20 protein-coding genes are annotated in these 24,272 nt (G+C 70.6%); 1 reads left to right on the plus strand and 19 read right to left on the minus strand.

Annotated elements, in window-relative coordinates:
• Nucleotides 1–26: 26 nt before the first annotated feature.
• The 6 genes from ACFXK0_RS27365 to ACFXK0_RS27390 form a co-directional block, all read right to left on the minus strand.
• Nucleotides 27–887 carry a DivIVA domain-containing protein gene (locus ACFXK0_RS27365; protein ID WP_379413854.1) on the minus strand — a complete coding sequence of 287 codons (861 nt, stop codon included), beginning with the start codon at nt 885–887 and terminating at the stop codon, nt 27–29.
• Nucleotides 888–947: 60 nt separating this feature from the next.
• Nucleotides 948–1,250, minus strand: a complete 303-nt coding sequence (locus ACFXK0_RS27370) for a YggT family protein (protein ID WP_379413855.1) — start codon at nt 1,248–1,250, stop codon at nt 948–950.
• A gap of 89 nt (nt 1,251–1,339) precedes the next feature.
• Entirely contained in the window at nt 1,340–2,095 is a 756-nt protein-coding gene (locus tag ACFXK0_RS27375; RefSeq protein ID WP_379413856.1) for a cell division protein SepF, read from the minus strand.
• A gap of 107 nt (nt 2,096–2,202) precedes the next feature.
• Entirely contained in the window at nt 2,203–2,934 is a 732-nt protein-coding gene (locus ACFXK0_RS27380; RefSeq protein ID WP_379413857.1) for a YggS family pyridoxal phosphate-dependent enzyme, read from the minus strand.
• The gene (pgeF, locus tag ACFXK0_RS27385; RefSeq protein ID WP_379413858.1) at nt 2,931–3,662 is read right to left on the minus strand and encodes a peptidoglycan editing factor PgeF; all 732 of its coding nucleotides are present in this window, start codon (nt 3,660–3,662) and stop codon (nt 2,931–2,933) included. The genes ACFXK0_RS27380 and pgeF overlap by 4 nt, the downstream gene beginning before the upstream one ends.
• A 94-nt stretch (nt 3,663–3,756) precedes the next feature.
• A complete protein-coding gene (locus ACFXK0_RS27390; RefSeq protein ID WP_379413859.1) occupies nt 3,757–6,684 on the minus strand; it encodes a LuxR C-terminal-related transcriptional regulator in 2,928 nt (975 codons plus the stop codon).
• Nucleotides 6,685–6,851: 167 nt separating this feature from the next.
• On the opposite strand from ACFXK0_RS27390, the gene ACFXK0_RS27395 reads away from it, so the two are divergent.
• A complete protein-coding gene (locus ACFXK0_RS27395) occupies nt 6,852–7,394 on the plus strand; it encodes a hypothetical protein (protein ID WP_379413860.1) in 543 nt (180 codons plus the stop codon).
• Nucleotides 7,395–7,466: 72 nt separating this feature from the next.
• Here the strand turns inward: ACFXK0_RS27395 and ftsZ are convergent, their stop codons facing one another.
• From ftsZ to mraZ, 13 genes are all read right to left on the minus strand, one after another.
• Complete coding sequence (gene ftsZ / locus ACFXK0_RS27400) at nt 7,467–8,726, minus strand: cell division protein FtsZ (protein ID WP_379413861.1); 1,260 nt, start codon at nt 8,724–8,726, stop codon at nt 7,467–7,469.
• Between the two features lie 132 nt (nt 8,727–8,858).
• The gene (locus tag ACFXK0_RS27405; protein WP_379413872.1) at nt 8,859–9,536 is read right to left on the minus strand and encodes a cell division protein FtsQ/DivIB; all 678 of its coding nucleotides are present in this window, start codon (nt 9,534–9,536) and stop codon (nt 8,859–8,861) included.
• Nucleotides 9,537–9,544: 8 nt separating this feature from the next.
• Nucleotides 9,545–11,056: a UDP-N-acetylmuramate--L-alanine ligase gene (murC, locus tag ACFXK0_RS27410; protein ID WP_379413862.1), complete on the minus strand. Its 1,512-nt coding sequence runs from the start codon at nt 11,054–11,056 to the stop codon at nt 9,545–9,547.
• Complete coding sequence (murG, locus tag ACFXK0_RS27415) at nt 11,053–12,192, minus strand: undecaprenyldiphospho-muramoylpentapeptide beta-N-acetylglucosaminyltransferase (RefSeq protein ID WP_379413863.1); 1,140 nt, start codon at nt 12,190–12,192, stop codon at nt 11,053–11,055. The genes murC and murG overlap by 4 nt, the downstream gene beginning before the upstream one ends.
• Complete coding sequence (gene ftsW / locus ACFXK0_RS27420; protein WP_379413864.1) at nt 12,189–13,604, minus strand: putative lipid II flippase FtsW; 1,416 nt, start codon at nt 13,602–13,604, stop codon at nt 12,189–12,191. Before ftsW ends, murG begins: the two co-directional genes overlap by 4 nt.
• A complete protein-coding gene (gene murD, locus ACFXK0_RS27425; RefSeq protein ID WP_379413873.1) occupies nt 13,601–15,037 on the minus strand; it encodes a UDP-N-acetylmuramoyl-L-alanine--D-glutamate ligase in 1,437 nt (478 codons plus the stop codon). Before murD ends, ftsW begins: the two co-directional genes overlap by 4 nt.
• 50 nt (nt 15,038–15,087) lie before the next feature.
• Entirely contained in the window at nt 15,088–16,164 is a 1,077-nt protein-coding gene (gene mraY / locus ACFXK0_RS27430) for a phospho-N-acetylmuramoyl-pentapeptide-transferase (RefSeq protein ID WP_379413865.1), read from the minus strand.
• Between the two features lie 52 nt (nt 16,165–16,216).
• Nucleotides 16,217–17,713, minus strand: coding sequence for a UDP-N-acetylmuramoyl-tripeptide--D-alanyl-D-alanine ligase (murF, locus tag ACFXK0_RS27435; protein ID WP_379413866.1), 1,497 nt, complete (start codon nt 17,711–17,713; stop codon nt 16,217–16,219).
• The gene (locus tag ACFXK0_RS27440; protein WP_379413867.1) at nt 17,710–19,302 is read right to left on the minus strand and encodes a UDP-N-acetylmuramoyl-L-alanyl-D-glutamate--2,6-diaminopimelate ligase; all 1,593 of its coding nucleotides are present in this window, start codon (nt 19,300–19,302) and stop codon (nt 17,710–17,712) included. The genes murF and ACFXK0_RS27440 overlap by 4 nt, the downstream gene beginning before the upstream one ends.
• A gap of 102 nt (nt 19,303–19,404) precedes the next feature.
• On the minus strand, nt 19,405–21,285 hold the full coding sequence (locus ACFXK0_RS27445) for a peptidoglycan D,D-transpeptidase FtsI family protein (protein ID WP_379413868.1): 1,881 nt from the start codon (nt 21,283–21,285) through the stop codon (nt 19,405–19,407).
• Nucleotides 21,282–22,250: a hypothetical protein gene (locus ACFXK0_RS27450; protein WP_379413869.1), complete on the minus strand. Its 969-nt coding sequence runs from the start codon at nt 22,248–22,250 to the stop codon at nt 21,282–21,284. The genes ACFXK0_RS27445 and ACFXK0_RS27450 overlap by 4 nt, the downstream gene beginning before the upstream one ends.
• Nucleotides 22,247–23,245 (minus strand): 16S rRNA (cytosine(1402)-N(4))-methyltransferase RsmH, encoded by a 999-nt coding sequence (gene rsmH, locus ACFXK0_RS27455; protein WP_379413870.1) that lies wholly within the window; start codon nt 23,243–23,245, stop codon nt 22,247–22,249. Before rsmH ends, ACFXK0_RS27450 begins: the two co-directional genes overlap by 4 nt.
• A gap of 185 nt (nt 23,246–23,430) precedes the next feature.
• Entirely contained in the window at nt 23,431–23,862 is a 432-nt protein-coding gene (gene mraZ, locus ACFXK0_RS27460; RefSeq protein ID WP_336086006.1) for a division/cell wall cluster transcriptional repressor MraZ, read from the minus strand.
• Nucleotides 23,863–24,272: the final 410 nt, after the last annotated feature.

Consider the following 24,272-nt stretch of genomic DNA (forward strand, 5'->3'; position numbering starts at 1 on the left):
CTGGTGCCGCGCGACCCGGGTCCAGTTTACTTGGCGCCCTTGGCGAAGGAGGCCGGAGCGAGACTGTTGGCCGAACCGTTGGTTTCGCCGGCGAATTCGCCACCGTCGACCGGAACGGCCGAACCACGGTTCTCCAGCTCTTCCAGCTGCGACTCCAGGTAGGACTTCAGGCGCACGCGGTACTCGCGCTCGAAGGTCTTGAGCTGTTCGATGCGGCTCTCCAGCACCGTGCGCTGCTGGGTGATGGTCGCCATGATCTCGGCGTGCTGACGCTCGGCGTCGGCGGTGAGGGCCTCGGCCTTGTCCTTGGCCTGCCGGATCTGGGTGTCGGAGCGGTTCTGCGCGTCGGTGAGCATCGCGTCGGACTTCTGGCGCGCGTCGGAGATCATCGCTTCGGAGCGGGTGCGGGCGTCGCCGACAAGTCGCTCGGAGTTTGCCCGCGCGTTCGACAGCAGGCCCTCGGCCTCGGTCTTGGCGTCGGTGGTGAGGCGATCGGCCATCTCCTGCGCCAGCGTGAGCACCTTCGCGGCCTGCATGTTCGCGTCCGGACCGGAGTTGTCACGGACCGGTGCGGCGACCGGCATCGGCGCGGGCGGCGCCACCGGAACCGGCGCCGGAACTGGTTCGGGAACGGGCGGCGGGGCCTGCTGGACAGGGGCCTTGACCTGGGGCGCAGGGGCCGGGCCACGGTTCTTCTTGGCGTCGGCCAGCTCGGTGTCGAGTTCGGCGACCCGCTGACGCAGGTCGGCGTTCTCCTCGATCAGGCGCGAAAGCTCCTGCTCGACGAGATCCAGGAAGGCATCGACCTCGTCCTCGTTGTAGCCGCGCTTACCGATCGGCGGTTTGCTGAACGCGACGTTATGCACATCGGCAGGAGTCAGCGGCATCGAAGGATCCCTTCACGCGTCTTTTGGAGATCTAGCAAGCGGTCTTCTCGATTCAGTATGTCACACGGAGGTCACGGGCTGCCCGAGCCTACCCACGATGGACATCAGGATGAACACCACGAAGAGCAAGACCATAATCGACAGATCGAGCCGGATACCCCCTAGATTCACAGGAGGTATCAACCGCCTCAGCAGTTTCACCGGCGGGTCGGTCACGGTGAAGATGACCTCCAAGATGATCACCACCACACCGGTCGGGCGCCAGTCACGCGCGAAACTGCGAATGAACTCGACGATCACCCGGCTGATCAACAACAGCCAGAAGACGAAAAGTACGAGGTACAGAACCGCGAACAGGGCCACGGCTTCACTCTGCCGCAAAAACGGCAGTGTGCAAAATGGCCGCGCCGCGCGATGCGCGGGCGGCCATCCGCCGTCACCAGGGGTTGTCGCTATTTCTGGTTGTAGAAGCCGTTTTCGGCGATCCGGCGGCGTTCTTCCGCCGATACGTCGACATCGGCCGGTGAGAGCAGGAACACCTTCGTCGCGACCTTGTCGAACGAACCGCGCAACGCGAACGCGAGCCCGGCCGCGAAATCGACCAGCCTTTTGGCGTCGGCATTGCTCAGGTCGACCAGGTCCATGATGACCGGATTGCCCTCGCGGAAACGCTCACCGATGATCCTGGCCTCGCTGTAATCGCGCGGACGCAGCGTGGTGATCTTGGACAAGGGACCTCCGTCCTCGAAGATCCCTGGCCGCCGCGCGGGCGCGGGCTCGGGGCGCAAGCGCTCCTCCAGCCTGCGCTCCTCGGCGTCGGGATCGACCGCGAGCGCACCACGAGTGGAGCCACGCATACCGGGTGCGACACCGCCGGCGCGGAACGACCGTCCCGACGACGGCGCCGTCTCGATCCTGGTCGGGCGCCGCGGTGTGTCGTAGCGATCGTCGGCGTAGGTGTCGGCGACATAGTCGTCGCGACGGGCCTGGTAGGCCGACTTGTAGGCCGGCTGCGGGTAGTCGTCGGCCTCGTCCTCGAAACGGTCGGCGCCGTAACGGTCTTCGGCGTAGCGGTCGTAGCCGCGCGGCCGGGCACGGCCGGCGCGCTCCTCGGCGCCGCGGGGGGCGTGATCGTCGACGTAATCGTCTTCGTACTCGTCGAGCGGAACCATGCCGAAGTACGCCTTGAACTTGTGCAGCGTGCTCATCTGGACGACCTTCCTTCGGCCCCGGTGGCGGCCGGGTGTTGAAGTTCTTGCTCAGCGCCTCTTCGGCCCAATCGTATGTGTCGAATGTGACTGATGAGGTTTCTTTGCTACGCCGAGGTTATCGGTCGGGCGCCCATCAAGGCGGTACCGACACGCACACACGTCGAACCGTGTTCGACCGCCTTCTCCAAATCACCCGACATACCTGCAGAAAGTTCGGTGGCATCGGCGTGTTGGACGAGCAGCGAAGTGTGCAAAGTCGCAAGCTTCGCAAAGGACGCATGAGTATCGGCGTCAAGGGGCGGAATCGCCATCAGACCGGCCAGATGCAGGCCGGGGGCCTTCGCGACGAGGTCGGCCAGGGCGGGCAGATCGGCCGGTTCGACACCCCCGCGTCCGGGGTCGGCGTCCAGACTCACCTGCAGCAGCACACGCAGGGGTTCTGTGCGTTCGCCCGCGGCCAGCGCGTCCTGCGCGGCACGGTCCAAAGCGGTAGCCAGACGTTCGCTGTCGACCGAGTGCGCGGTGTGCGCCCAACGCGCCACCGCGCGCGCCTTGTTGCGTTGTACACGGCCGATCATGTGCCATTCGGCGTCGGGGTAAGCGAGTTCGGCGACCTTGGCCGAGGCCTCCTGCTCGCGCGATTCGCCGAACGCGCGGCGGCCGAGGTGATAGAGGATGTCGACATCGGTGGCGGGGAAGAACTTCGTCACCGGGAGCAGGCGGACCGAACCGGCCGGTCGGCCCGCGGCCGCGACGGCGGCGTCGATCCGGGCGAGCAAGCCGTCGAGGGCCGTCGAGAGCGCGGTGACCCGGGCAGGATCGTGCCGACCGCTCATGCGGTGGGATCCATCCAGATCACGCCGGCGATGCGGCCGGTCGGGGCACCGCGGCGGTGGCTGAACAGGGTCTTGTCCTCGATGGTGCAGCGCGGGTCGACCGCGACGCCACCGATGCCCGCCTCGGTGAGCTGCCTGCGGATCCCCGCACGCAAGTCGAGTCCTGGGGTCTTGCGGACCGTGGTGGTCGCGCTGCCGGGCAGGTGCGCCTCGACATCGGCGCGCATGGCGGCGGGCACCTCGTACTGGCGGCCCGAGGCGGCGGGGCCGAGGAAGGCGCCGATCCGGTCGAGGCGGGCACCCACCGAGACCATCGCGTCGAGCACGCGCGGCACGATCCCGATCCGGGCACCGACGCGACCCGCGTGCACCGCGGCGATCACGCCCGCTTCGTCGTCGGAGAGCAGGATCGGCACGCAGTCCGCGCTCAGCACCACCAGCGCGAGATTCGGCACCGTGGTGACCAGGGCGTCGGTCACCGGCACCGGCTCGGTGCGCGGACCGTCGACGATCTCCACCGCGCGTCCGTGCACCTGCTCCATCCACACCAGCCGGTCCGGGGTGAGCCCGATCCCCTCGGCCAGGCGAACCCGGTTGCGGCGCACGGCTTCCGGATCGTCGCCGACGTGATCGCCCAGGTTGAACGAGTCGTACGGGGCGGCGGAGAAGCCACCGGCGCGGGTGGTGGTCACCCGGCGCACAGTCACGGTGGGAGGCGCGGAAGTCATGGCATCGAGGGTAGTGCGGCCGGGGTGGTGCGGGTCGACCGCGCCCGGTGAGATCGATCGCCCGCTGCCCTCGCCGCGCGAGGACCCGGCGCGATCAGTCGGGTGCGCCGACGGTGTCGAGTACGTCGAGCTTGCGGGCGATGCCCGCCCGGCCGGTGAGGCCGAGTTTGCGGAAGATGCGGCTCAGGTGGTCTTCGACCGTGCGGGGGCTCAGAGAGAGATGGGCGGCGATGTCCTTGTTCGAGTGGCCGTGCGCGGCCAGCTCGGCGACCTCGCGTTCGCGCCGGGTCAGCAGGTGCGCGGCACCGGCGCGGCGGCTGCCCGCCAGACTGCGCTGCGCGGCGGTCGTCTCGGCGAGCAGCCGATGCGCGCCCGCCGCGGTGAAGACCGCACGCGCGGTCGCGAACCTGCTGGTCGCCGCCCCGAAATCACCGTGGCGCCCCGCGATGATCCCGGCCAGCAGTTCGGCCTGCGCGCCGCTGACCACCATCCCCGCCCGCGCGAACGCCGCGCTCGCCCGCGCCGCGGCCTCCGCCGCCTCGACCAGATCACCGACAGCCGCCGCATAGTCGGCACGCGCCAACGCCGCCGCACCGACCTGGCTGGCGGGTATGTGAGTGACCGGCACGCCGTCGTCCGGTGCATGTGTGGCGGGCATGCAGTCGGCCGGCAGGCCCGCGGCCTGTTCGGCGCGGGTGACCAGATGGGCGGCGGTGGTGAGGTCGCCGGTGGCGACGGCCGCGTGGGCGGCACGGGCGAAATGGGTGGGGGTGAGCGGGCCGGGGCGGTCGTCGACCGGGGCGGCGGGGGCGGGAAGGCCGAGGGGGCGGGCGGTTTCGGCGAGGGTGGTCTCGACGACGCGGCGCCACCAGCGCACGGCGGGGCGGGGCAGGGCGGCGACGGTGTCCCACTGGGCGGTGACGATGTCGGTGGGGGCGGTGAACTGGAGGGTGCGGAGTTTGACGGCGCCGGCGAAGGCGAGCAGGTCGGGGTAGTGGAAGGTGGTCGCCGATTCGGTGGCGTCGTCGGCGGCGGCGATCGCGTCGGTCAGGCGGCCGAGTTTGGCCAGGGAGTAGGCGCGCACGGTGTGCAGTTCGGCGAGGGCGTAGCTGCGGCCGAAGCGGCGGCTCACCTCGATCGCGCGGTCGAGATGGCGGAGGCCGTCGGCGTCGTGGTCGAGGAAGTAGGCACACCAGCCGAAGGCGGGGGCGGCGTGGACCACCTCACGCAGGCCGATGTCGTCGAGCTGGTCGAAGGCGGCGGCACTGAGCCGATAGAACCCGGCCGCCTCGGTGAAGTGGGCGTCGGCGAGCAGACTCAGGCAGCGCAGCGCGGTCGCCGCGGCGGCGACGGCCGGGTCGGCGAGGGCGGCGGAGGTGAACAGCGCGGCCAGCCTGGCCTGGCCCTCGGCGTCCTGGTGGTCCTGCATCTCGAGGATGGCGAGTTCCAGCTGGATCGGCCCGTCACCGGGGCGGCGCGGCAGACTCGCCGCGGCGGCCAGCAGGGTTCTGGCCCGGTCGACGCGGCCGAGCATGCGCGCGCACCGCGCCGACAACAGCAGCGCCTCCAGCTGATCCGGGCCCGCGGCGGCCGCGACCGCCGCCAGCTCCTCCCGCGCCCGCGCGGCCGCACCTGAGAGCAGCAGCGCCCGGCCCAGCGCCAGCGCGTCGGCCTGCGGGTCGGCGGCGGCCGGGGCGATGCGCTGGGCGGCGGCGAGCCAGCGCGCGCTCGCCTCGGGGGCGTCGGCGAGGACCTGCGCGGCGGCCAGCCGCAGCTCGCGGCCCGCGTCGTCGTCGGCGCCGAGCAGCGCGTGTTCGAGGTGTCTGGCTCGCGCGGGCATCGGGGCGTTCCGGGCGCGCAGGGTCAGCGCGGCTCTGCGGTGGGCCATGGCGCGCCAGCCGTGCGGGGCCAGCCGGTAGGCGGCGGTGCGGATCAGCGGGTGAGCGAAGGCCACGGCACCGTCCGCTACCCCGGCCACCCCGCGCGCGACCAGGCCGTCCAGCGCCGCGACGACCATCTCGGGGCCGAGATCGGCGGTCGCGCACACCAGTTCGAGATCGGGCGGTACCCCGCACACCGCGACAGCCTGCGCGACCAGCCGTTCGACGGCGGGCAATTGGGCGAGTTCGGCGCGAATAGTCCGGTCCAGCGCCGCGTACTCGTTCGACGCCGGGTCCGGATTGTCCCCGCGCAGCGCCCGTTCCAGTTCCCGCTCGGGCAGACCGGCCAGCAGCGACAGGTACAGCGGATTCCCCCGCGACGCGCTCAGCAACCGGGCCCGCCTGCGCCGATCCTCCGCCGGCAGCAGCCCGGCCACATCGGACTCGGTGAACGGCGGCACCGGCACGTGCACCGCCCGCACCCGCGGCGCCCGCAGCAGCCGGGTGATCGCCGCCGGGCAGCTCCCGGCGCGGAACGCGAGCACCAGGTGCAGCCCCGGCGGACGGTTCCGGACGAGAGCGGTCAGCACCCGCTGCGATTCGGGATCGGCCCACTGCACGTCATCGACGACGAGCAGAGTCTCGACCGCCCCCAACCCGCACCGCAACCACCGCGTGTAGCCGGCGTCCGCCCCGACGCCGGTCACTGCGAGCACGTCACCGCCGGCGCCACCAGCGACGACAACAGGAGTGGCACGAGCGGCGCGGGCACCCGCGACGGCAGGGGGCATCTCAGCGGTAGCAGCGCCCGCACCAGCGACGACGGCAGCAGCTCCGACGACCGTTCCGGCAATGGGACCTGTACCGGCGGCAGGGGCATGGGTGGCGGCCTGGTTTGCCAGGTCGGTGAGTTGTTCGGCGATGTCGTCGGCGAGGTAGCGGGGGTGGGCGCGGGCGTCCTCGGCGCCGGTCACCACGAGCACGCGGCAGGGGGCGGTGTGGGCGAAGTGGGCGATCAGGCGGGACTTGCCGATTCCGGCGGGACCTTCGACCAGCAGCAGCCAGGGGGCGTCGGGTCCGGTGAATGTCGTGTTCAGGGCGGCCAGTTCGGCGGTGCGGCCCACGAAATCGCGATCGATCACGGCGCCTCCCCTCACGCTCGGCCGGTGTGAACGGATCAGAGCCTAACGCGGACACCAGGTCGGAGAATCCCGTGGTTTCCCGGATGCTCATTCGGCACCGGTGCGGTTGGGTGGTCGGGGCCGATCGCCGCCGAAGTGCGGTGAGGTATTTCAGAAAGAAGGTTCGCATGACGTTCACCGGCAAGGGAATGGTTTCGCGGTTCGCGCTCGCACTGCTCGCGGTCACGGCACTCGGTGCCGCGGGCTGCTCGGCCGTGGACAAGGTCGCCGATGTGGCCAAGGACGCGAGCAAGTCCGATACCGCCCGGGCGAAGGTCGGCGACTGCATCAACGTGATCTCGGCGTCGGTGGTCGACTCCGAGACCGAGCCGGTGTCCTGCTCCGCCGAGAACGCGGTGTACAAGGTTGTGCAGGTGCACGATCAGAAGGTCGAGTGCCATGAGGACTACACCTCCTACGAGGAGACCTACGGCAGCGGCGGCACCATCGCCTTCCTCTGCCTGGCCCCGAACTTCAAGGAAGGCAGCTGCTACAACGAGGGCATGATGACCGGCTACAAGTTCGTGCCGTGCACCGCCGCCGACGCCGACTTCAAGGTGGTCAGCCGCATCGACGGCCAGGTCGACGAGCAGCTGTGCACCGAGGAGGCCGACCAGGTGCTCGTGGTCAACGAACCCAAGACCACCTACTGCCTGGGCCCGGTCGCCTGACCCACCCGCGCGGAAACGCGAGAAGCGCCCGGACTCCGTGGAGTCCGGGCGCTTCTCGCGTGTGCGGGCCGCCTAGCGGCGCATGAAGATCGGCACCTCGATGTCGTCGTCATCGTCGCCGTCGTCGCGCTGATCGGGGTTGTTGACCCGGTTCATCGCAGCCTCGGTGACCCGCTGACGCTCGGATTCGCGGTACCGCTCGGTGTCGCGGTAGTTCGGTGCCGCGGCCCGGCCGCCGGAGACCCCGGCGGTGGCGGGCTCGGTGGGACGCACCGGCGCCTCGGTGGCGCGGCTCTGCCCGATCTCCCCCGCCCGGCCGGAGCTGATCGGGCTGTTCGCGCTGCGGGCAGCCGGATTGGTGTTCTCGAAGCTGCGCCGCGCGGGCCCGCCGCCGTCGAAGCCCGCGGCGATCACGGTGACGCGCACCTCGTCGCCCAGCGAATCGTCGATGACGGTACCGAAGATGATGTTGGCCTCGATGTGCGCGGCCTCCTGCACCAGCGAGGCCGCCTCGTTGATCTCGAACAGACCCAGATCCGAACCGCCGGCGATCGAGAGCAGCACGCCGTGCGCGCCGTCCATCGACGCCTCGAGCAGCGGCGAGTTGATCGCCGTCTCGGCGGCCTTCACCGACCGGCCCTCACCGCGCGCCGAGCCGATGCCCATCAGCGCCGAACCTGCGCCGGACATGACGGACTTGACGTCGGCGAAGTCGACATTGATCAGGCCAGGGGTGGTGATCAGGTCGGTGATGCCCTGAACACCGTTGAGCAGCACCTCGTCCGCGGAACGGAACGCGTCCATCAGGCTCACCGCCGCGTCGCCGAGCTGGAGCAGCCGGTCGTTCGGGATGACGATGAGCGTGTCGCAGGATTCGCGCAGCAGGTTGATGCCGACCTCGGCCTGGTTGCCACGGCGCTTGCCCTCGAACGAGAACGGGCGGGTGACGACACCGATGGTCAGCGCGCCCAGCTTCCGGGCGATGCTGGCGACGACGGGGGCGCCACCGGTACCGGTGCCACCACCTTCGCCCGCGGTGACGAAGACCATGTCGGCGCCCTTGAGCACCTCTTCGATCTCGTCCTTGTGGTCTTCGGCGGCCTTGCGGCCGACTTCCGGATCGGCACCGGCGCCGAGGCCGCGAGTGAGTTCGCGGCCGACATCGAGCTTGACATCGGCATCGCTCATGAGCAGGGCTTGGGCGTCGGTATTGACCGCGATGAACTCGACTCCCTTGAGTCCCTGTTCGATCATTCGGTTGACGGCGTTCACGCCGCCGCCGCCGATACCGACGACCTTGATCACTGCAAGGTAGTTGTGCGGGGGCGTCATGGGCTCTCGCCTTCCTTCGATCTAAAAACCCTCAACCTCAACCATAGGGTTGGCGTTATGTCAAGTATCCGACTGCTGCGGAACGCTATTCGCAGCGAGCGTGATCCCGGCGCAGGCGCGCCGACGTTTCGCTCACTTTACCGTGACCAGATTCGGACTCGATACGTCGAACACGGTCCCCTCACGGGTCAACAGCGGCAATACGACGGCAGCTTTGCGCTCGCCGTCGCCAGTGCCGCCCCACACTACCTTCCTACCATCGCGAAGGTTCAGTGAGACATCCGAAATCGACCGTGCGACAACCTCACCCACCTGCACCGACAGTGCGGGTGGCAGCGTGACCAGCACATCCACCGCGGCCCTGGTCGCGGCCGGACCGGTGAAAGAACCTTCGGTGACCAGCTTCGGCACCCCGATCGGGGCCACCGGTTCGATCGCGAATTCGACGCTCTCCGCGTCGATCAGGTGCGCGCCGTCCGGAGATTCCGCGTACACCACCGGCGTTCGCTCCACGACCGTGACCAGCACCGTGGACGGGAATTTGCGCTGTACCCGCACCGAACGCACCTTCGGAATCGCCGCGACCCGCTGGGCGATCGAGTTGGTATCGATGCGCAACATCGAACGGCCGTCCGGGATTTCGAGCCGGGAACGGACTTCCTCCTGGGGAACCGCGGATAAACCGTCGATCCGTACGGTTCGGACCGACAGGACCGGGGTGAACCATGCCAACAGCACCAGCACGGTCACCGCGACCAGCCCGACCGCCGTCCAGAGCCGGTAGCCGCGCCACCCGCGCGCGGCGGGCATCGGCAATCTCACCGGCCGCCCTGCTGCGGCCGGGCCCGCAGGGCGTCGAGAATCTGGATGCCGAGCATGGTGACATCGCCTGCGCCCATGGTGATCACCACGTCACCGGGCTCGGCCAGCGCGGCCACCTGCCTGCCCACCTTGGACATGTCCGGCTGGTAATGCACCGGCGTGGTGACCGCCTGCGCCACCAGCGCGCCGTTGACACCGGGCAGCGGCTCCTCGCGGGCGCCGAAGACATCGAGCACGACCACTTCGTCGGCCAGGCTCAGCGCGGCGCCGAACTCGGTGGCGAAAGTCGCGGTGCGGCTGTAGAGATGCGGCTGGAACACCACGACCACCCGGCCCCGCCGGGCGCGCGCGCCGTCGTCGGCCTCCTGGGCGACCAGCTGGGCGGCCGCCTCGAGCACCGCGCGCACCTCGGTGGGATGGTGGGCGTAGTCGTCGAAGACACGCACGCCGTTCTCCCGGCCGGTGAACTGGAAGCGGCGGTGCACGCCACCGAAACCCTCCAGGCCCTGCACGATCTCGTCGACATCGGCGCCGGTGGCCCTGGCCGCCAGCAGCGCGGCCAGCGCGTTGAGCGCCATGTGCCTGCCCGGCACCGCCAGCCGCACGGTGCGCGGTGTGTGCTCGCCCGCCAGTTCGAATTCCACGATGCCGCCGACATCGCGCGGACGCCAGTCCAGCAGGCGCGCGCCGACCGGCACCGGGGCCGCGGACAGATCGCCGGAGCCGTACCCGAGCACCTCGACGCCGCGCTCGCGCAGCCGCGGCGCGACCCGGTGGGCCAGGGCCAGCGAACCGGGATCGTCCAGGCACACCACCAGCAGGCCGCCGGGGGCGAGCCGGTCGGCGAAATCGTCGAAGACCTGCACGTAGGCCTCGTCGGTGCCGAAGAAGTCCAGGTGATCGGACTCGATATTGGTGACCACCGCGACGTCCGGGTCGTATTGCAGCAGTGAGCCGTCGGACTCGTCGGCCTCGGCGACGAAGACGTCACCGCTGCCGTGGTGGGCGTTGGTGCCTGCCTCGTTGAGCTCGCCGCCGACCGCGAAGGACGGATCGGCGCCGCAGTGCTGCAGCGAGACGATCAGCATCGAGGTGGTGGAGGTCTTGCCGTGGGTACCCGAGACCAGCAGCGTCTTGTGCCCGCGCATCAGCGCGGCCAGCACGGTCGGGCGCAGCAGCACCGGGATCTTGCGCCGGTTGGCCTCGACCAGTTCGGGATTGGTCTTCGGGATGGCGGCGTAGGTGGTGACGACGACGGTCGGGCCGCCGGGCAGCAGGTCGAGGGCGTCGGCGTCGTGGCCGATGCGCACCTGCGCGCCACGGGCCCGCAGCGACAGCACACCGCGGCTCTCCTTGGCGTCGCTGCCCGACACCGCGCCGCCGCGCGCCAGCAGGATGCGCGCGATACCGGACATGCCTGCACCGCCGATGCCGACCATGTGGACTCGTTCGAGCTCGGCGGGCAGGGTGGCGCCGGTGGATTCGCCGATCTCGGCCGGGCCGCTCATCGGGCGACCTCGGTGACGATCCTGGCCACCGTGCCTGCGGCGTCGCGATGCCCTGCGCCTGCGGCGGCGCGGCTCATCTCGGCGAGTCGGGCGGGGTCGAGCAGCAGCGGAATCACCTCATCGATCACGTATTTCGGGGTCAGCTCGGCGTCGGCCACAATTCTGCCACCTCCCTGGGCGACCACCGGGCGGGCATTGAACTCCTGTTCGCCGTTGCCGTGCGGCAGCGGCACATAGAACGCGGGCAGCCCGACCGCCGAGACCTCGGCCACGGTCATCGCCCCGGAGCGGCACACCACCGCGTCGGCGGCCGCGTACGCCAGATCCATCCGCGACAGATACGGAACCGCTGTATATACGGCGGCTGGCGCCGCGGGTTCTCGGCCTGGAAGCCTCGAGTTGTCCACCACCAAGCTGTTCTTGGGTCCGTGCGCGTGCAGCACCGAGATGCCGGCGGCGGCCAACTGCGGGGCGGCGCCGGAGACGGCCTCGTTGAGACTGCGCGCACCCTGGGAACCACCGAACACCAGCAGCACCGGGCCGTCGGCGGGCAGGCCGAAGTGGGCGCGAGCTTCCCGGCGCAGCGCGGCGCGGTCGAGTTCGGTGATGGCGGCGCGCACCGGGATGCCGACGACCTCGGCGTTCGCCAGGCCCGAATCGGGCACGGCGGCGAGCACTTTGGCGGCGAACCGGGCGCCGACCTTGTTGGCGATGCCCGCCTTCGCGTTGGCCTCGTGCACGATCACCGGCACCTTGCGCTTGCGGCCGAACAGGCCACCGCGCGCGGCGAGATAGGCAGGCAGCGCGACATAGCCGCCGAAACCGATGATCACATCGGCCTGCACGTCGTCGATCACGGCCCTGGTCGCTTTCACCGAGGCGCGGACCCGGCCCGGCAGGCGCAGCAGATCGACGGAGGGCTTGCGCGGCAACGGCACCGGCGGGATCAGCGCGAGCGGATAACCACGATCGGGGACGAGCTTTGTCTCGAGTCCACGCTCGGTGCCCAAGGCGGTCACCCGGATCGACTCGTCGAGCCGGCGCAGCGCGTCGGCGACGGCCAGCGCGGGTTCGATGTGGCCTGCGGTACCCCCGCCTGCGACGATCACCGACAACCCGGATCGCGGGTTACTCACTTGGATCTACCTCGTTCTCTTGCGTGTGGCATCGGATAGGTCGGTTCCCATGCTCGGGTCGACCGTAGCGAACTGGTGCCGCGGCTCTGCGGTGCGCGGCGCCTGCGTTCGCCGGGCGCCGGGCGGCGCGGGGTCTGGCGTGGGCGTTCGGCTTTCGCGCGGGACGCGGGCTTGCGCGGCGCGTCGGCCCTGGCCGGGTTGTACACCTCGGGGATCGGCAGCCGCAGCAGCCGGCTGACCCGCCCGTCCTGCCCGGACTGCAGGGCCGAGACCGCCTCCGGTTCGTGCCGGGCGGCATTGGCGATGATGCCGAACATGAACAGCGTGATCGCCAGCGAGGAGCCGCCGGCCGAGACCAGCGGCAGCTGCAGGCCGGTCACCGGCAGCAGCCCGACGACATAGCCGATATTGATCAGCGCCTGCGCGGTGATCCAGGTGGTCGCGGTCGCGGTGAGCAGCCGCAGGAACGGGTCGACCGAGCGCAGCGCGATCCGGATGCCCGCGTAGACGAACAGCGCGAACAGCGCCAGCACCAGCATGCAGCCGAGGAACCCGAGCTCCTCGCCGATGATGGCGAAGATGAAGTCGTTGTGCGAGTTGGGCAGATAGCTCCACTTGGCCCGGCTCTGGCCCAGGCCACGGCCCCAGATGCCGCCGTCGGCGAGGGAGTACTTGGCCTGGCGGGCCTGGTAGTTCACGCCCTGGGGGTCGTCACCGGGGTTGAAGAAGGCGCGCACCCGGTCGGAGCGATAGCCCGCCGACAGCGCCAGCACCGAGGCGGCGACCAGGCCGGTCACCATGATCCCGACGAACAGCCGCACCGGCAGCCCACCGAACCACAGCAGTGCCATCAGCACGATGCCCAGCGCGATGGTGGTCGACAGGTTCGGTTCCAGCACCACCAGCAGGCACACCAGCAGCCCGGCCGGCACCAGCGGCACCAGGATGTCCTTGAGCTGGCCGCCGCGGCGCGAAGCCAGCAGATGCGCGCCCCACACCACCAGCGTCACCTTGACGACCTCGGAGGGCTGGATGGACAGCGGGCCGATGTCGAACCAGCGCCGCGCGCCGCCGTGCACCGAGCCGATGCCCGGGATGAGCACCAGCACCAGCGCCAGCACCGAGATGCTGAAGATCGGGAAGGACCACTGCCGCACCATCCGCAGCGGCAGGCGCAACGCGATGTAGAAGGCGACCGCGCCGAGCGCGGCGAACATGGTCTGCTGGATGAACAGCGAATACGCCGACCCGCCACCGGCATAGGCCTCGACGCTGGAGGCGGACAGCACCATCACCAGACCGAGCACGGTCAGCAGCGTGGCGATGGTGACCACGAGATGGAACGACGCGAGCGGACGTGCCAACCAGGCGCCGAAGCGCTCCCCCGCCCACGTTCGCCGCGTCTGTGTCATAGCGCCCGCCCGATGTCACCGTCTTCCAGTGCCGTCACCGCGTCCACGAAGCAGCGTCCGCGGTGGGTGTAGTCGTCGTACATGTCCAGGGAGGCGGCCGCCGGCGCGAGCAGGACGGTGTCCCCGGCCCTGGCCATTCCCGCCGCGGCGCGGACCGCGCGGCCCATGACCGCTTCGGCCCGCTGCGATCTCGACGACTCCATGTCTGCATCGTCTCCCGTATCCAGCTCGATGACCGGGACTTCGGGCGCGTGTCGCGCCAACGCGGCGGCGATCACCGGCGCGTCGGCCCCGAACAGGACCGCGCCGACGAGCCGGTCGCCGATCTCTTCGATGAGATCGTCGACGGTGGCGCCCTTGAGCAGACCGCCCGCCACCCACACGACCTGCGGATGCGCCAGGATGGCGGCGCGCGCGGCGTGCGGGTTGGTGGCCTTGGAGTCGTCGATGAACTCGACGCCGCCGAGTTCGCGCACGAACGCGGTCCGGTGCGGGCCGACCCGGTGCTCGGCCAGGCCTTCCTTGACGAACTGCGGGGCCACGTCGATCGCCCTGGTCAGCGCGGCGGCGGCGAGCGCGTCGGCGATGCCGGCCGGGCCCTGCGGGCTGATGTCGGAGGTCTCGGCCAGGATCGCGGCCTTGGTGAACGCGCGGTCGAGCAGCTTGCCGTCGACCACGCCCAGCTCGCCGTCGGCGGGCACGCCGATGCGGAAGCCGACCGTGCGCCGCGCCTTGGCCTTGCGGGCGAGCGATCCGGCCACCGGGTCGTCGAGGCCGACCACGCCGACCCGGCCGGTCAGCGCGCGGGCCTTGGCGGCGGCGTAGGCGTCCAGGCCGCCGTGCCAGTCGAGGTGGTCCTCGGCGACATTGAGCACCACGCCCGCCTCGGGACGCACCGAGGGCGCCCAGTGCAGCTGGAACGAGGACAGTTCGACCGCGAGGACCTGCGGGCCGGGGTTGCGGCGCAGCGCGTCCAGGATGGGCAGGCCGATATTGCCGCAGGCCACACTGGCGATCCCGGCGGCGCGCAGGATCGAGTGCGTCATGTTGGTGGTGGTGGTCTTGCCGTTGGTGCCGGTGATCACCAGCCATTTGCGGACCGGGCCGTAGATCCTGGCCTGATCGACCCACCAGGCGAATTCGACGTCACCCCAGACCGGGATGCCCTCGGTGACCGCGGAGACCAGCACCGGCGAATCGGGGCGCCAGCCGGGGCTGGTGATGACCAGGGCGAACCGGCTCAGGTCCGCGGATTCCAGCTCGACGCCGGTGGCGACCTCGAGCCCGAGTTCGGCGGCTTCGGCCAGCGCCTTGGCACCGTTGTCGGTGACCACCGGATGTGCGCCGATATCGCGCAGCGGTTCGATCAGCGAGCGTCCGGAGACGCCCCAGCCGGCGACGAGCACGTCGCGGCCGCGCAGGAATTCCAGCATCGGGCCCGGCGAACGCAGGGCACGGGGAGAGTGTTCGACCATGTCCGTGCTCACCCGACCTGTGACAGATATTCGCTGTAGAACAGGCCCAGACCCACGGCGGCGGCGATGCCGGCCAGGATCCAGAACCTGATGATCACCGTAGTCTCGGCCCACTTGCTCAATTCGAAGTGGTGGTGGAACGGCGCCATCTTGAACAGCCGGTTGCGGGTGGTCCGGAAGACCACGACCTGCAGCACCACCGACGCCGCCTCGGCGACGAACAGCGCGCCGATGACGACCATCAGCAGCTCGGTGCGGGTGGTGATGGACAGCCCGGCCAGCAGACCGCCCAGCGCGAGCGAGCCGGTGTCGCCCATGAAGATCTTGGCCGGGGCCGCATTCCACCACAGGAAACCGATGCAGGCCGCCGCGGCCGCCGCGCAGACCAGCGCGAGGTCCAGCGGGTCACGCACGTTGTAGCAGCCCGCCTCGGGGCTGGTGGCGCAGGCGTTGCGGTACTGCCAGAAGGTGATGATCACGTAGGCGCCGAGCACCAGGCTCATCGAACCGGCGGCCAGGCCGTCCAGGCCGTCGGTGAGGTTGACCGCGTTGGACCAGGCCACCACGAGCAGGCAGACCATGATGACGAACACCAGCGCGCCCATCGAGACCGTCGACCAGTCCCGCACATAGGAGATGTGCTTGCTGCCCGGTGTCAGCCCGTTGGGTGCGCGGAACTGCAGCACCAGCACCGCGAAGATGACCGCGGCGCTGATCTGGCCGATGTACTTGCCGGCCGCCGAGAGTCCCAGGTTGCGCTGTTTACGCAGCTTGATGAAGTCGTCGAGGAAACCGACCACACCCAGCGCGGTGGTGAGCCCGAGCACGAGCATGCCCGAGGCCGTCGGCCCCTCGGCGTCGTAGCCGATGCCGATCAGGTGCGAGCCGAGGTACCCGGCCCACATGCCGATGAGGATGGCGACGCCACCCATCGTCGGGGTGCCGCGCTTGGCCTGGTGACTGGCCGGGCCGTCGACCCGGATCTCCTGGCCGAAGCCCTGCCGGGCGAACACCCGGATCAGCAACGGCGTCAACAGGATCGACACCGCCAGGGCGATTCCCGCCGCGAACAGAATCTGCCTCACGCGCGCGCCTCACTGACGCCCGGTTGCGGCGTGCCGCCGATGGCCGCTGTTTTCATGCCTGCGTACTACCTTCCCCTGCCCTGGTCAGGTGCTCGGCGACGGCCCACAGACCGACCGCTTTCGACGCCTTGACCAGTACCACATCGCCTGCGGCGATCTCGTCGTCGAGCAGCGCGATCGCCGCGTCGATATCGGGAACGAGGACCGACTCCTCGCCCCATGAGCCTTCCATCACCGCACCCTGGTGCATGCCCCGGGAGGGTCGTCCGGTGCCGACCACGATCAACCGGTCGACATCCAGGCGTACCGCCAGGCGTCCGATCGCGTCGTGTTCGATCACCGAGTCGTCGCCGAGCTCGCCCATCTCACCGAGCACCGCCCAGCTGCGCCGCGGCTGCTCACCGGCCTTGGCGAGGGTGACCAGCGCCTTGAGCGCGGCCCGCACCGAGTCGGGATTGGCGTTGTAGGAGTCGTTGACGACGGTGATCCCGTCGGGCGTGGTGCGCACGTCCATCCGGCGCGCCGAGGCCGCGGTGGCCCCGCCCAGCGCGTGGGCGACGGTGGCCAGGTCGGCGCCGCACTCCAGTGCGACGGCGGCCGCGGCCAGCGCGTTGCCGACCTGGTGTTCGCCGTGCACGGCCAGCTCCACCGGCACCGACTCGCCCCCCGCGTGCAGGGTGAAACTGGCCCTGGCCTGGTCGTCGGTGCGCACGTCGGTGGCGCGGATGTCGGCGTCACCGGACAGGCCGACCTTGACCACGCGCGCCTTCGTGCGCGCGGCCATGGCCGACACGTGCGGGTCGTCGGCGTTGAGCACGGCCAGGCCCTCGGCGGGCAGTGCCTCGACCAGCTCGCCCTTGGCGACGGCGATGGCCTCGCGGCTGCCGAACTCACCGAGATGCGCGGTGCCGACATTGAGCACGACGCCGATGCGCGGCGGCGTGATCCGCGCCGCGGCGGCGATATGGCCGACACCACGGGCCGACAGTTCCAGGGCGAGGAACCGGGTGTCCAGACCGGCGCGCAACGCCGTCCACGGGTGGCCGAGTTCGCTGTTGAACGAGCCGGGCGGGGCGACGACCGATCCCAGCGGCGTCAGCACCGCGGCCAGCAGGTCCTTGGTCGAGGTCTTGCCGGAGGACCCGGTGACCCCGACGACGGTGAGCCCGGTGCGCTCGGCCAGCCGCTCGGTACTGACCCGCGCCAGCTCCGCCAGCGCGGCCAGCACGGCCGCCCCGGAGCCGGCGCTGTCGTCGTGGCTCAGCGCGACCGAGGTCGCCGGGACCGCACCCGGATCGGGCGCGACGACGATCGCGGGCACGCCGACCGGGCGGGCCGCCAGCACCGCGACCGCGCCCTGGGCCACGGCGCGCGCCGCGTAGTCGTGACCGTCGGCGTTGGCGCCCGGCAGCGCGAGGAACAGATCGCCGGGACCGGCGCGGCGCGAATCGAATTCGACCGACCCGGTCACCAGTGCCTCGGGGTCGGCGACGTCGTGCAGCTCGCCGCCGACGATCTGCGCGATCTCCCGCAGTGTCATCTCGATCATGAAACCGTCAAGTCCTCCGAGTCGGAGTGTGGACTGTGTTGTGGCGGTAGCGATTCCAGCGCCGCGGCGACCACGTCACGGTCGTCGAACGGGTGCTTGACGCCCTGGATCTCCTGCCCCGCCTCGTGGCCCTTGCCCGCGACGAGCACCACGTCACCCGGGCAGGCCCAGGCGACCGCGGCCGCGATGGCCGCCGCCCGGTCGCCGATCTCGCGGATCTCGCCGCGCTCGCCGGCCGGGAGTTCGTGCGCGCCCGCGATCACGGCGGCGCGGATGGCGGCCGGATCCTCGGTGCGCGGATTGTCGTCGGTGACGATCACCAGGTCGGCCTCGCGCGCGGCCGCCGCACCCATCAGCGGGCGCTTGGCCGCGTCCCGGTCGCCACCGGCGCCGACGACGACGGCCAGCCTGCCGCGACCGGCCTCGGTGAGATGACCGCGCAACGTGGCGACCACGGATTCGACGGCGGCGGGCTTGTGCGCGTAGTCGACGACGGCGAGGAAATCCTGACCGCGGTCCACCCGCTGCATCCGGCCCGGCACGTCCACCGCGGCCAGCGCGGGAGCGGCCACGGCGGGGTCGACCCCGGCCGCGGCGCAGGTCGCCACGGCCAGCAGCGCGTTGGCGACGTTGTAGCGGCCGGGTAGCCGCAGCCGCACCGTCAGCTCGCCGTCGGGGCCGGCGGCGGTGAACTCCTGCTCGCCGCCGGTGGCCGTCACCTCGCCGGCGACCCGCCAGGCGGCCGCACCGCGGGTCGAGACCGTGATCGGCGCGGTCAGCTCGGTGGCCAGGCGACGGCCCCACTGGTCGTCGACGCAGATCACCGCGGTGCGCGCGGCGACCGGCGAATCCGCGTCGAACAGTTTGCGCTTGGCGGCGAAGTAGTCCTCGAAGTCGGCGTGGAAATCGAGGTGGTCCTGGGACAGGTTGGTGAACGCGCCGACCGCGAACCGCACACCGTCGACCCGGCCCAGCGCCAGCGCGTGGCTGGACACCTCCATCACGACCGCCTGCACGCCCTGCTCGACCATCGCGGCGAACATCGCGTGCAGCTGGGGCGCCTCGGGCGTGGTGAGCGCGCTGGGCACCCGCTGCCCGCCGATGCGGGTCTCGATGGTGCCGATCAGCCCGGTGGCCAGCCCGGCCGCGGCCAGCCCGGCCTCGACCAGATAGGACGTGGTGGTCTTGCCCGAAGTGCCGGTGATACCGACGATGCGCAACTTGTCGCTCGGGTGGCCGTAGATCTCGGCCGAGAGTTCACCGAGGACCGCGCGCGGCTGTGCGCGCACGAGCACGGGGACGGCGACCTCGCCGATCAGGTCGGCGCCCGCCGCGTCGGTGAACACCGCGACCGCGCCGCGCGCGATCGCGTCGGCGGCGAAACGGGCACCGTGGGCGTTGGCGCCGGGCAGCGCGGCGAACAGGTCGCCGGGGCGGACCGCGTTCGATCGTTGCTCGATACCGGTGACGGTCACCTCGGCGGTCACCGGGGCGGTGACCGAGGCGCCGGAGAGGTCCAGCAAGGCCTGCAGCGACGTCGACGGCGGGGTGGTCGGCCGGAGCGCGTGCGGGCTGGACTGCGCGGGCACAAGGCTCCTCTCTGAGAGTGATCGGGCGCGTGGTCGAGACGAGCAGTCAGGGTACCGACGCGCGGAGTCGGACGGACAACGCGGGTTGGGCAAGTCGAGGAGTTAGAGCTCCGCCTCCAGGACGAGCCGCTTCGGTTCCGGCGACGGCGGCACCCGGTCGCGCTGCAGGGCCCAGGAGGCGATGTTGTGGAACAGCGGCGCGGCCGATCCGCCGCCACTGCCGTCGGAGCTGCGCACCGGCGCGTCGAGCATCATGCCGATCACGTACCGGGGGTTGTCGGCGGGCGCCATCCCGGCGAAGGTGATGTAGAACGACGAGGTCGAATAGCACCGGCAACTGGGGTCGACCTTCTGCGCGGTACCGGTCTTGCCCGCCACCTGGTATCCCTCGATCGCGGCCGGCCCGCCGGTGCCCATCTGCACACCCATCGGGTCCTTCTGCACGGTCGCCTGGAACATCGTGCGCAAGGTCTCGGCGGTCTCCGGGCTCACCACCCGCACACCGTCGGGCTGCAGTTCCTCGGTGCGGGTGCCGTCGGGGGCGATCCTGGCCTTGACGATGCGCGGCGGGATGCGCAGCCCGTCGTTGGCGATGGCCTGGTACATGCCGGTCATCTGCAGTGTCGTCATCGACAGGCCCTGTCCGATGGGCAGATTCGCGAAGGTGCCGCCGGACCACTGGTCGCGCGCGGGCACCAGACCGGGGCTCTCACCCGGCAGGCCGATGCCGGTGCGCTTGCCCAGGCCGAACCGGTCGAGCATGTCGGCGAAGCGGTCCTCGCCGACCCGCTGGGCGAGCATGAGCGTGCCCACATTGGAGGACTTCCCGAACACCCCGGTCGTGGTGTAGGGCGCGACATCGTGCTGCCAGGCGTCGTTGACGGTGACCCCGGCCATCCGGATCGAACCGGGCACCTGCAGCACCTCGTCGGGGGTGGTGACCCCGTACTCGATGGCCGCGGCCGCGGTGACGATCTTGTTCACCGAACCGGGTTCGAAAGGTTCGGAGACCGAGGGGTTGCTCATGTTCGCCGAGGCCCAGTGCTGGGGTCCCAGTGCGGGATTGAACGTGTTGTCGTTGGCCATCGCGAGCACCTGGCCGGTCTTGGCGTCGAGCACCACCGCCGAGGCCGACGCGGCGCCGGAGAGCTGTTTGGCCTGCTGCACCTGCTGCTGCACGTAGTACTGCAGGTCCTCGTCGAGGGTCAGTTCGATGCCGTAGCCGTTCACCGGCGGCTGCTGATCGCGGTGGCTGCCCGGGATCACCGCGCCGTCGGAACCCCGGTCGTAGGTGCGCGATCCGTCGGTGCCCGCCAGCACCGAATCCAGTGCGGATTCCAGGCCGATCTGGCCGTGCCCGTCCCAGCCGGTCGCGCCGACCACATTGGCCGCCAGTGCGCCACCGGGGTATTCGCGCAGATCCTGGCGTTCGGCGCCGACCTCGGGGAACTCGGTGGTGATCTCGGCGGCGATGCGCGGATCGACATTGCGGGCCAGATAGTGGAAGGGCTTGTCGCTGCGCAGCTTGTCGAGCAGCTCCGCTTCCTCGGGGCCGCCGTCACCGAGCTTGTCGTGGATGAACTTCGCGATATCGATCAACCGCTGATCCGGATCCGGCGCCTTGGGTTTGGTCTTCTTCGCGTCGGCCAGCTGCTGGCGCACCCGGACCGGCTGGAAGGTCAGCGCTTTGGCGGTGATGGTGAAGGCGAGCCGGTTGCCGTGCCGGTCGGTGATGGGACCGCGCACGGCCGCCTGGGTCTCCTTGTGTGTGCGCTGCGAGGCGGCCTGCGCCGAGAGCGCGGGCGCGGCCAGACTCTGGATGTAGAGCAGCTGCAAGGCGACCACGGCGAGCGTGGCCAGCAGGGTGACCCGGCCGATACCCAGCCGCAACCGGATCGGGCGGTCCGGCGAGAGCGAACCGGAGCGACGCCTGGACGACGCCGGCCCACGCCGCCGCGGCGACGCGGACCCGCTCTGCCTCATCGGGCGCCGCCCTCCGTTTCGACGATCTGCGGCGCCTCACCCGGCGCGACGGGACGCGGGGACGGCGGTGCGGCCGCGACTCCCGGTGTGGGCGACGGCGTGTCGACCGGGGCCGGCGGGACGCCGAGGCCCTCGGGGGCGACGGCGACGTCCGCGCGGTCGGGAACCAGCGTCGGCGTGGGGACCGGAGCCTGACTCGGCACCGGGGCAACGGGAGCCTGCCCCTGCACGGGCGCCTGGCCCTCGACCGGGACGACGGGCGTCTGTGCCTCCGGCGCTCGGTTCTCGACCGGAACCTCAGCGGAGGCGGGGGTCTGCGGGGCGGTGGTTTGTGGGGCTACCGCAGGTGCGGGGGCCGGGACGCTGTTGGTCGCGGCGCGGCTCGGGGCGGCGGCGCCCGGCTGGACCGGAACCACTCGCTCACCCAGCGCCTGCGCGTTCGGCGCGGGGTTCGGGGTGGTGGTCGGCGGGCCGTTCAGCGGTGGCGCGGGCGCGCCCTGCGCAGGCGACGGCGTGCCGACGACGGTGATCTCGCCGTCCGGCCCGATCACCAACCGGGCCGGGTCCTTGGCCGGGATCATGCCGAGTTCGCGTGCGCGGGCAGCCAATTCGGGCGCGGAATCGGCGGCGGCCACCTCGCGCTGCAGCGCGGCGCGCTCGTCGGCGAGCCCGCGGTTGACCGCGCGGGCGTCACCGAGCTGGTAGCTGTCCTCGGCCGCGCGAGTGGTCAGCAGCAGGGTCAGGGCCAGGCCGCAACCGAGCAGTCCGATGATGGCGGTGACGAACGGGATCCGTCCGGCCATCGTCGAGGCCCGTTCCGGCAGTTCGATGCCGTCGAGCAACTGGGCTCTGGTGCGCTTGCGCGCGTAGGCCCGCTGCGCGGCACCGGATTTGACTCGTTCGGCCGCCTCGACGCGACGGGCGGTACGCCCCGGCACGGCGACGGTGCTCGTCCGCACGCTCATCGTGTCCCCTCCTGTGTCCTCCCTGATCTCTCCGCGATCCGTTCCGCGGCGCGCATCCGCACCGGCGCCGATCGCGGGTTGACCTCGATCTCGGACTCCGTGGCTTTCTCCGCGCCCCGGGTGAGCATCCGGAATTCCGGTCCCATGCCGGGCAATTCGACCGGCAGGTCCATCGGTGACCGGGACACGATCCGGGGCGCGAACTCCTGCTTGACCAGCCGGTCCTCGAGCGACTGGTACGACATGACGCAGATCCGCCCGCCGACGCGCAGCGCGTCGAGCGCGGCGGGCAGCGCGGCGCGCAGCGAATCGAGCTCGCCGTTGACCTCCACCCGCAGCGCCTGGAACGTGCGCTTGGCGGGATGCCCGCCGGTGCGCCGCGCCGCGGCCGGGATGGTGTCGTAGAGCAGCTCGACCAGCTCGGCGCTGGTACTGAACGGACGGACGGCGCGGCGGCGCAACACTTCCGAGGCGATCTTGCCCGCGAACCGTTCGTCGCCGTAGGTCTTGAGAACCCGGGCCAGATCGCCGTGGCTGTAGGTGTTGAGGACATCGGCGGCGGTGGGTCCGGTGGTCGGATCCATCCGCATGTCCAGCGGCGCGTCCACCGAGTAGGCGAAGCCGCGGTCGGCCTCGTCCAGCTGCATCGAGGACACCCCGAGGTCCATGAGAATCGCTGAGACGGAACCGATTTCGTCCAGTCCGGCCTCGGCCAGCGCCGCCGCGATGCCGTCGTAGCGGGTGTGCACCAGGGTGATCCGGTCGGCGTAGGGCGCGAGCCGCTCGCCGGCCAGTTTCAGCGCGGTGGTGTCGCGGTCGAGTCCGACCAGGTGCGCGTCCGGATAGGTGCGCAGGAAATGTTCGGCGTGCCCGCCGAGGCCGAGGGTCGCGTCGAGGTAGACCGCGCCCGGCTCGCTCAGCGCGGGGCCGAGCAGATCGTCGGCGCGCTCGAGCAGGACCGGCACATGACGGGGGTTCTCGGTGTCATGGTTCACCTCGACCTCCCGGGATAACTGCCTCGCGTCGCAGACGAGTCGTCATGCCACACAGTGCTTTTCGAATGAGATTTGCGGTTCGCGAATGCGTCGAGGTCTCTGACCGAGGCGCGGCACCTGGCGTCGGGGAAGTACGTCAGGGTCCGCGCCCGGGCAGAGGCCTCGCAGCACTCGCGTGCTCCGGGCTAGAAGATTCCGCCCAGCGACTCGTCTCTGGCTTGCGCGTAGTCCTCCTCGTGCTCGTCGAGGTAGGACTCCCACGCTTGCTTGTCCCATATCTCGAGGAAGTCGACCGAACCGATGACCACGCAATCTTTTCCGAGATTGGCGTAGCGCCGATGGTCCGGCGACAGCGTGATCCGGCCCTGTGCGTCCGGACGTTGCTCGTCGGTGCCCGCGGCCAGTGCTCGAACGAAAGCCCTTGCCTGCGGGTTGCTTCGAGACGCCGCCGCGGCCCGCCGCGCGAGCGCGGTGAACTCGTCTTTCGGATACACGGCGAGGCTGTGGTCTTGACCCTTCGTGACCATCAACCCTCCCGCCAGTTCGTCTCGAAACTTCGCGGGCAACGTCAGTCGCCCTTTGTCGTCCAATCGGGGGGTGTAGGTACCGAGAAACACTCGGCCACCTCCCTACTGGATCACCTCGCCGTAACGGCCTCTCCTGTAGTGCGCGACCCACATTACCCCACTTTCCCCCACTTTCAATCGAAACCCTGGGTGATCCTGCTCCCCGCCAACACAATTCCGCAGGTCACCCCAGCTATCACCGAGATTCGCGGTTATCGCGTGTTCGGACAACCCGCGCGGGTCGGCAACCCCCGCTTCCGACAACGTTCAGCAAACTTCGCAGGTACCGGCGGGTAATACGGCGGGACCGGGCATGTGGTGGGGCACGGTGGGGAATCGCGGGGACGGTGGGGGAAGCGCCCTGACCGGCCGGGTGCACGAGGCGGCCCGGGTGGAAACAGGCGAAGGCGGCGCCGCACCAGGGGGGGTAAGCGGGCGGGCTGATGTAGGGGGGAACACCC

The organism is Nocardia sp. NPDC059177, assembly GCF_042755165.1.
Classification (GTDB): Bacteria; Actinomycetota; Actinomycetes; order Mycobacteriales; family Mycobacteriaceae; genus Nocardia.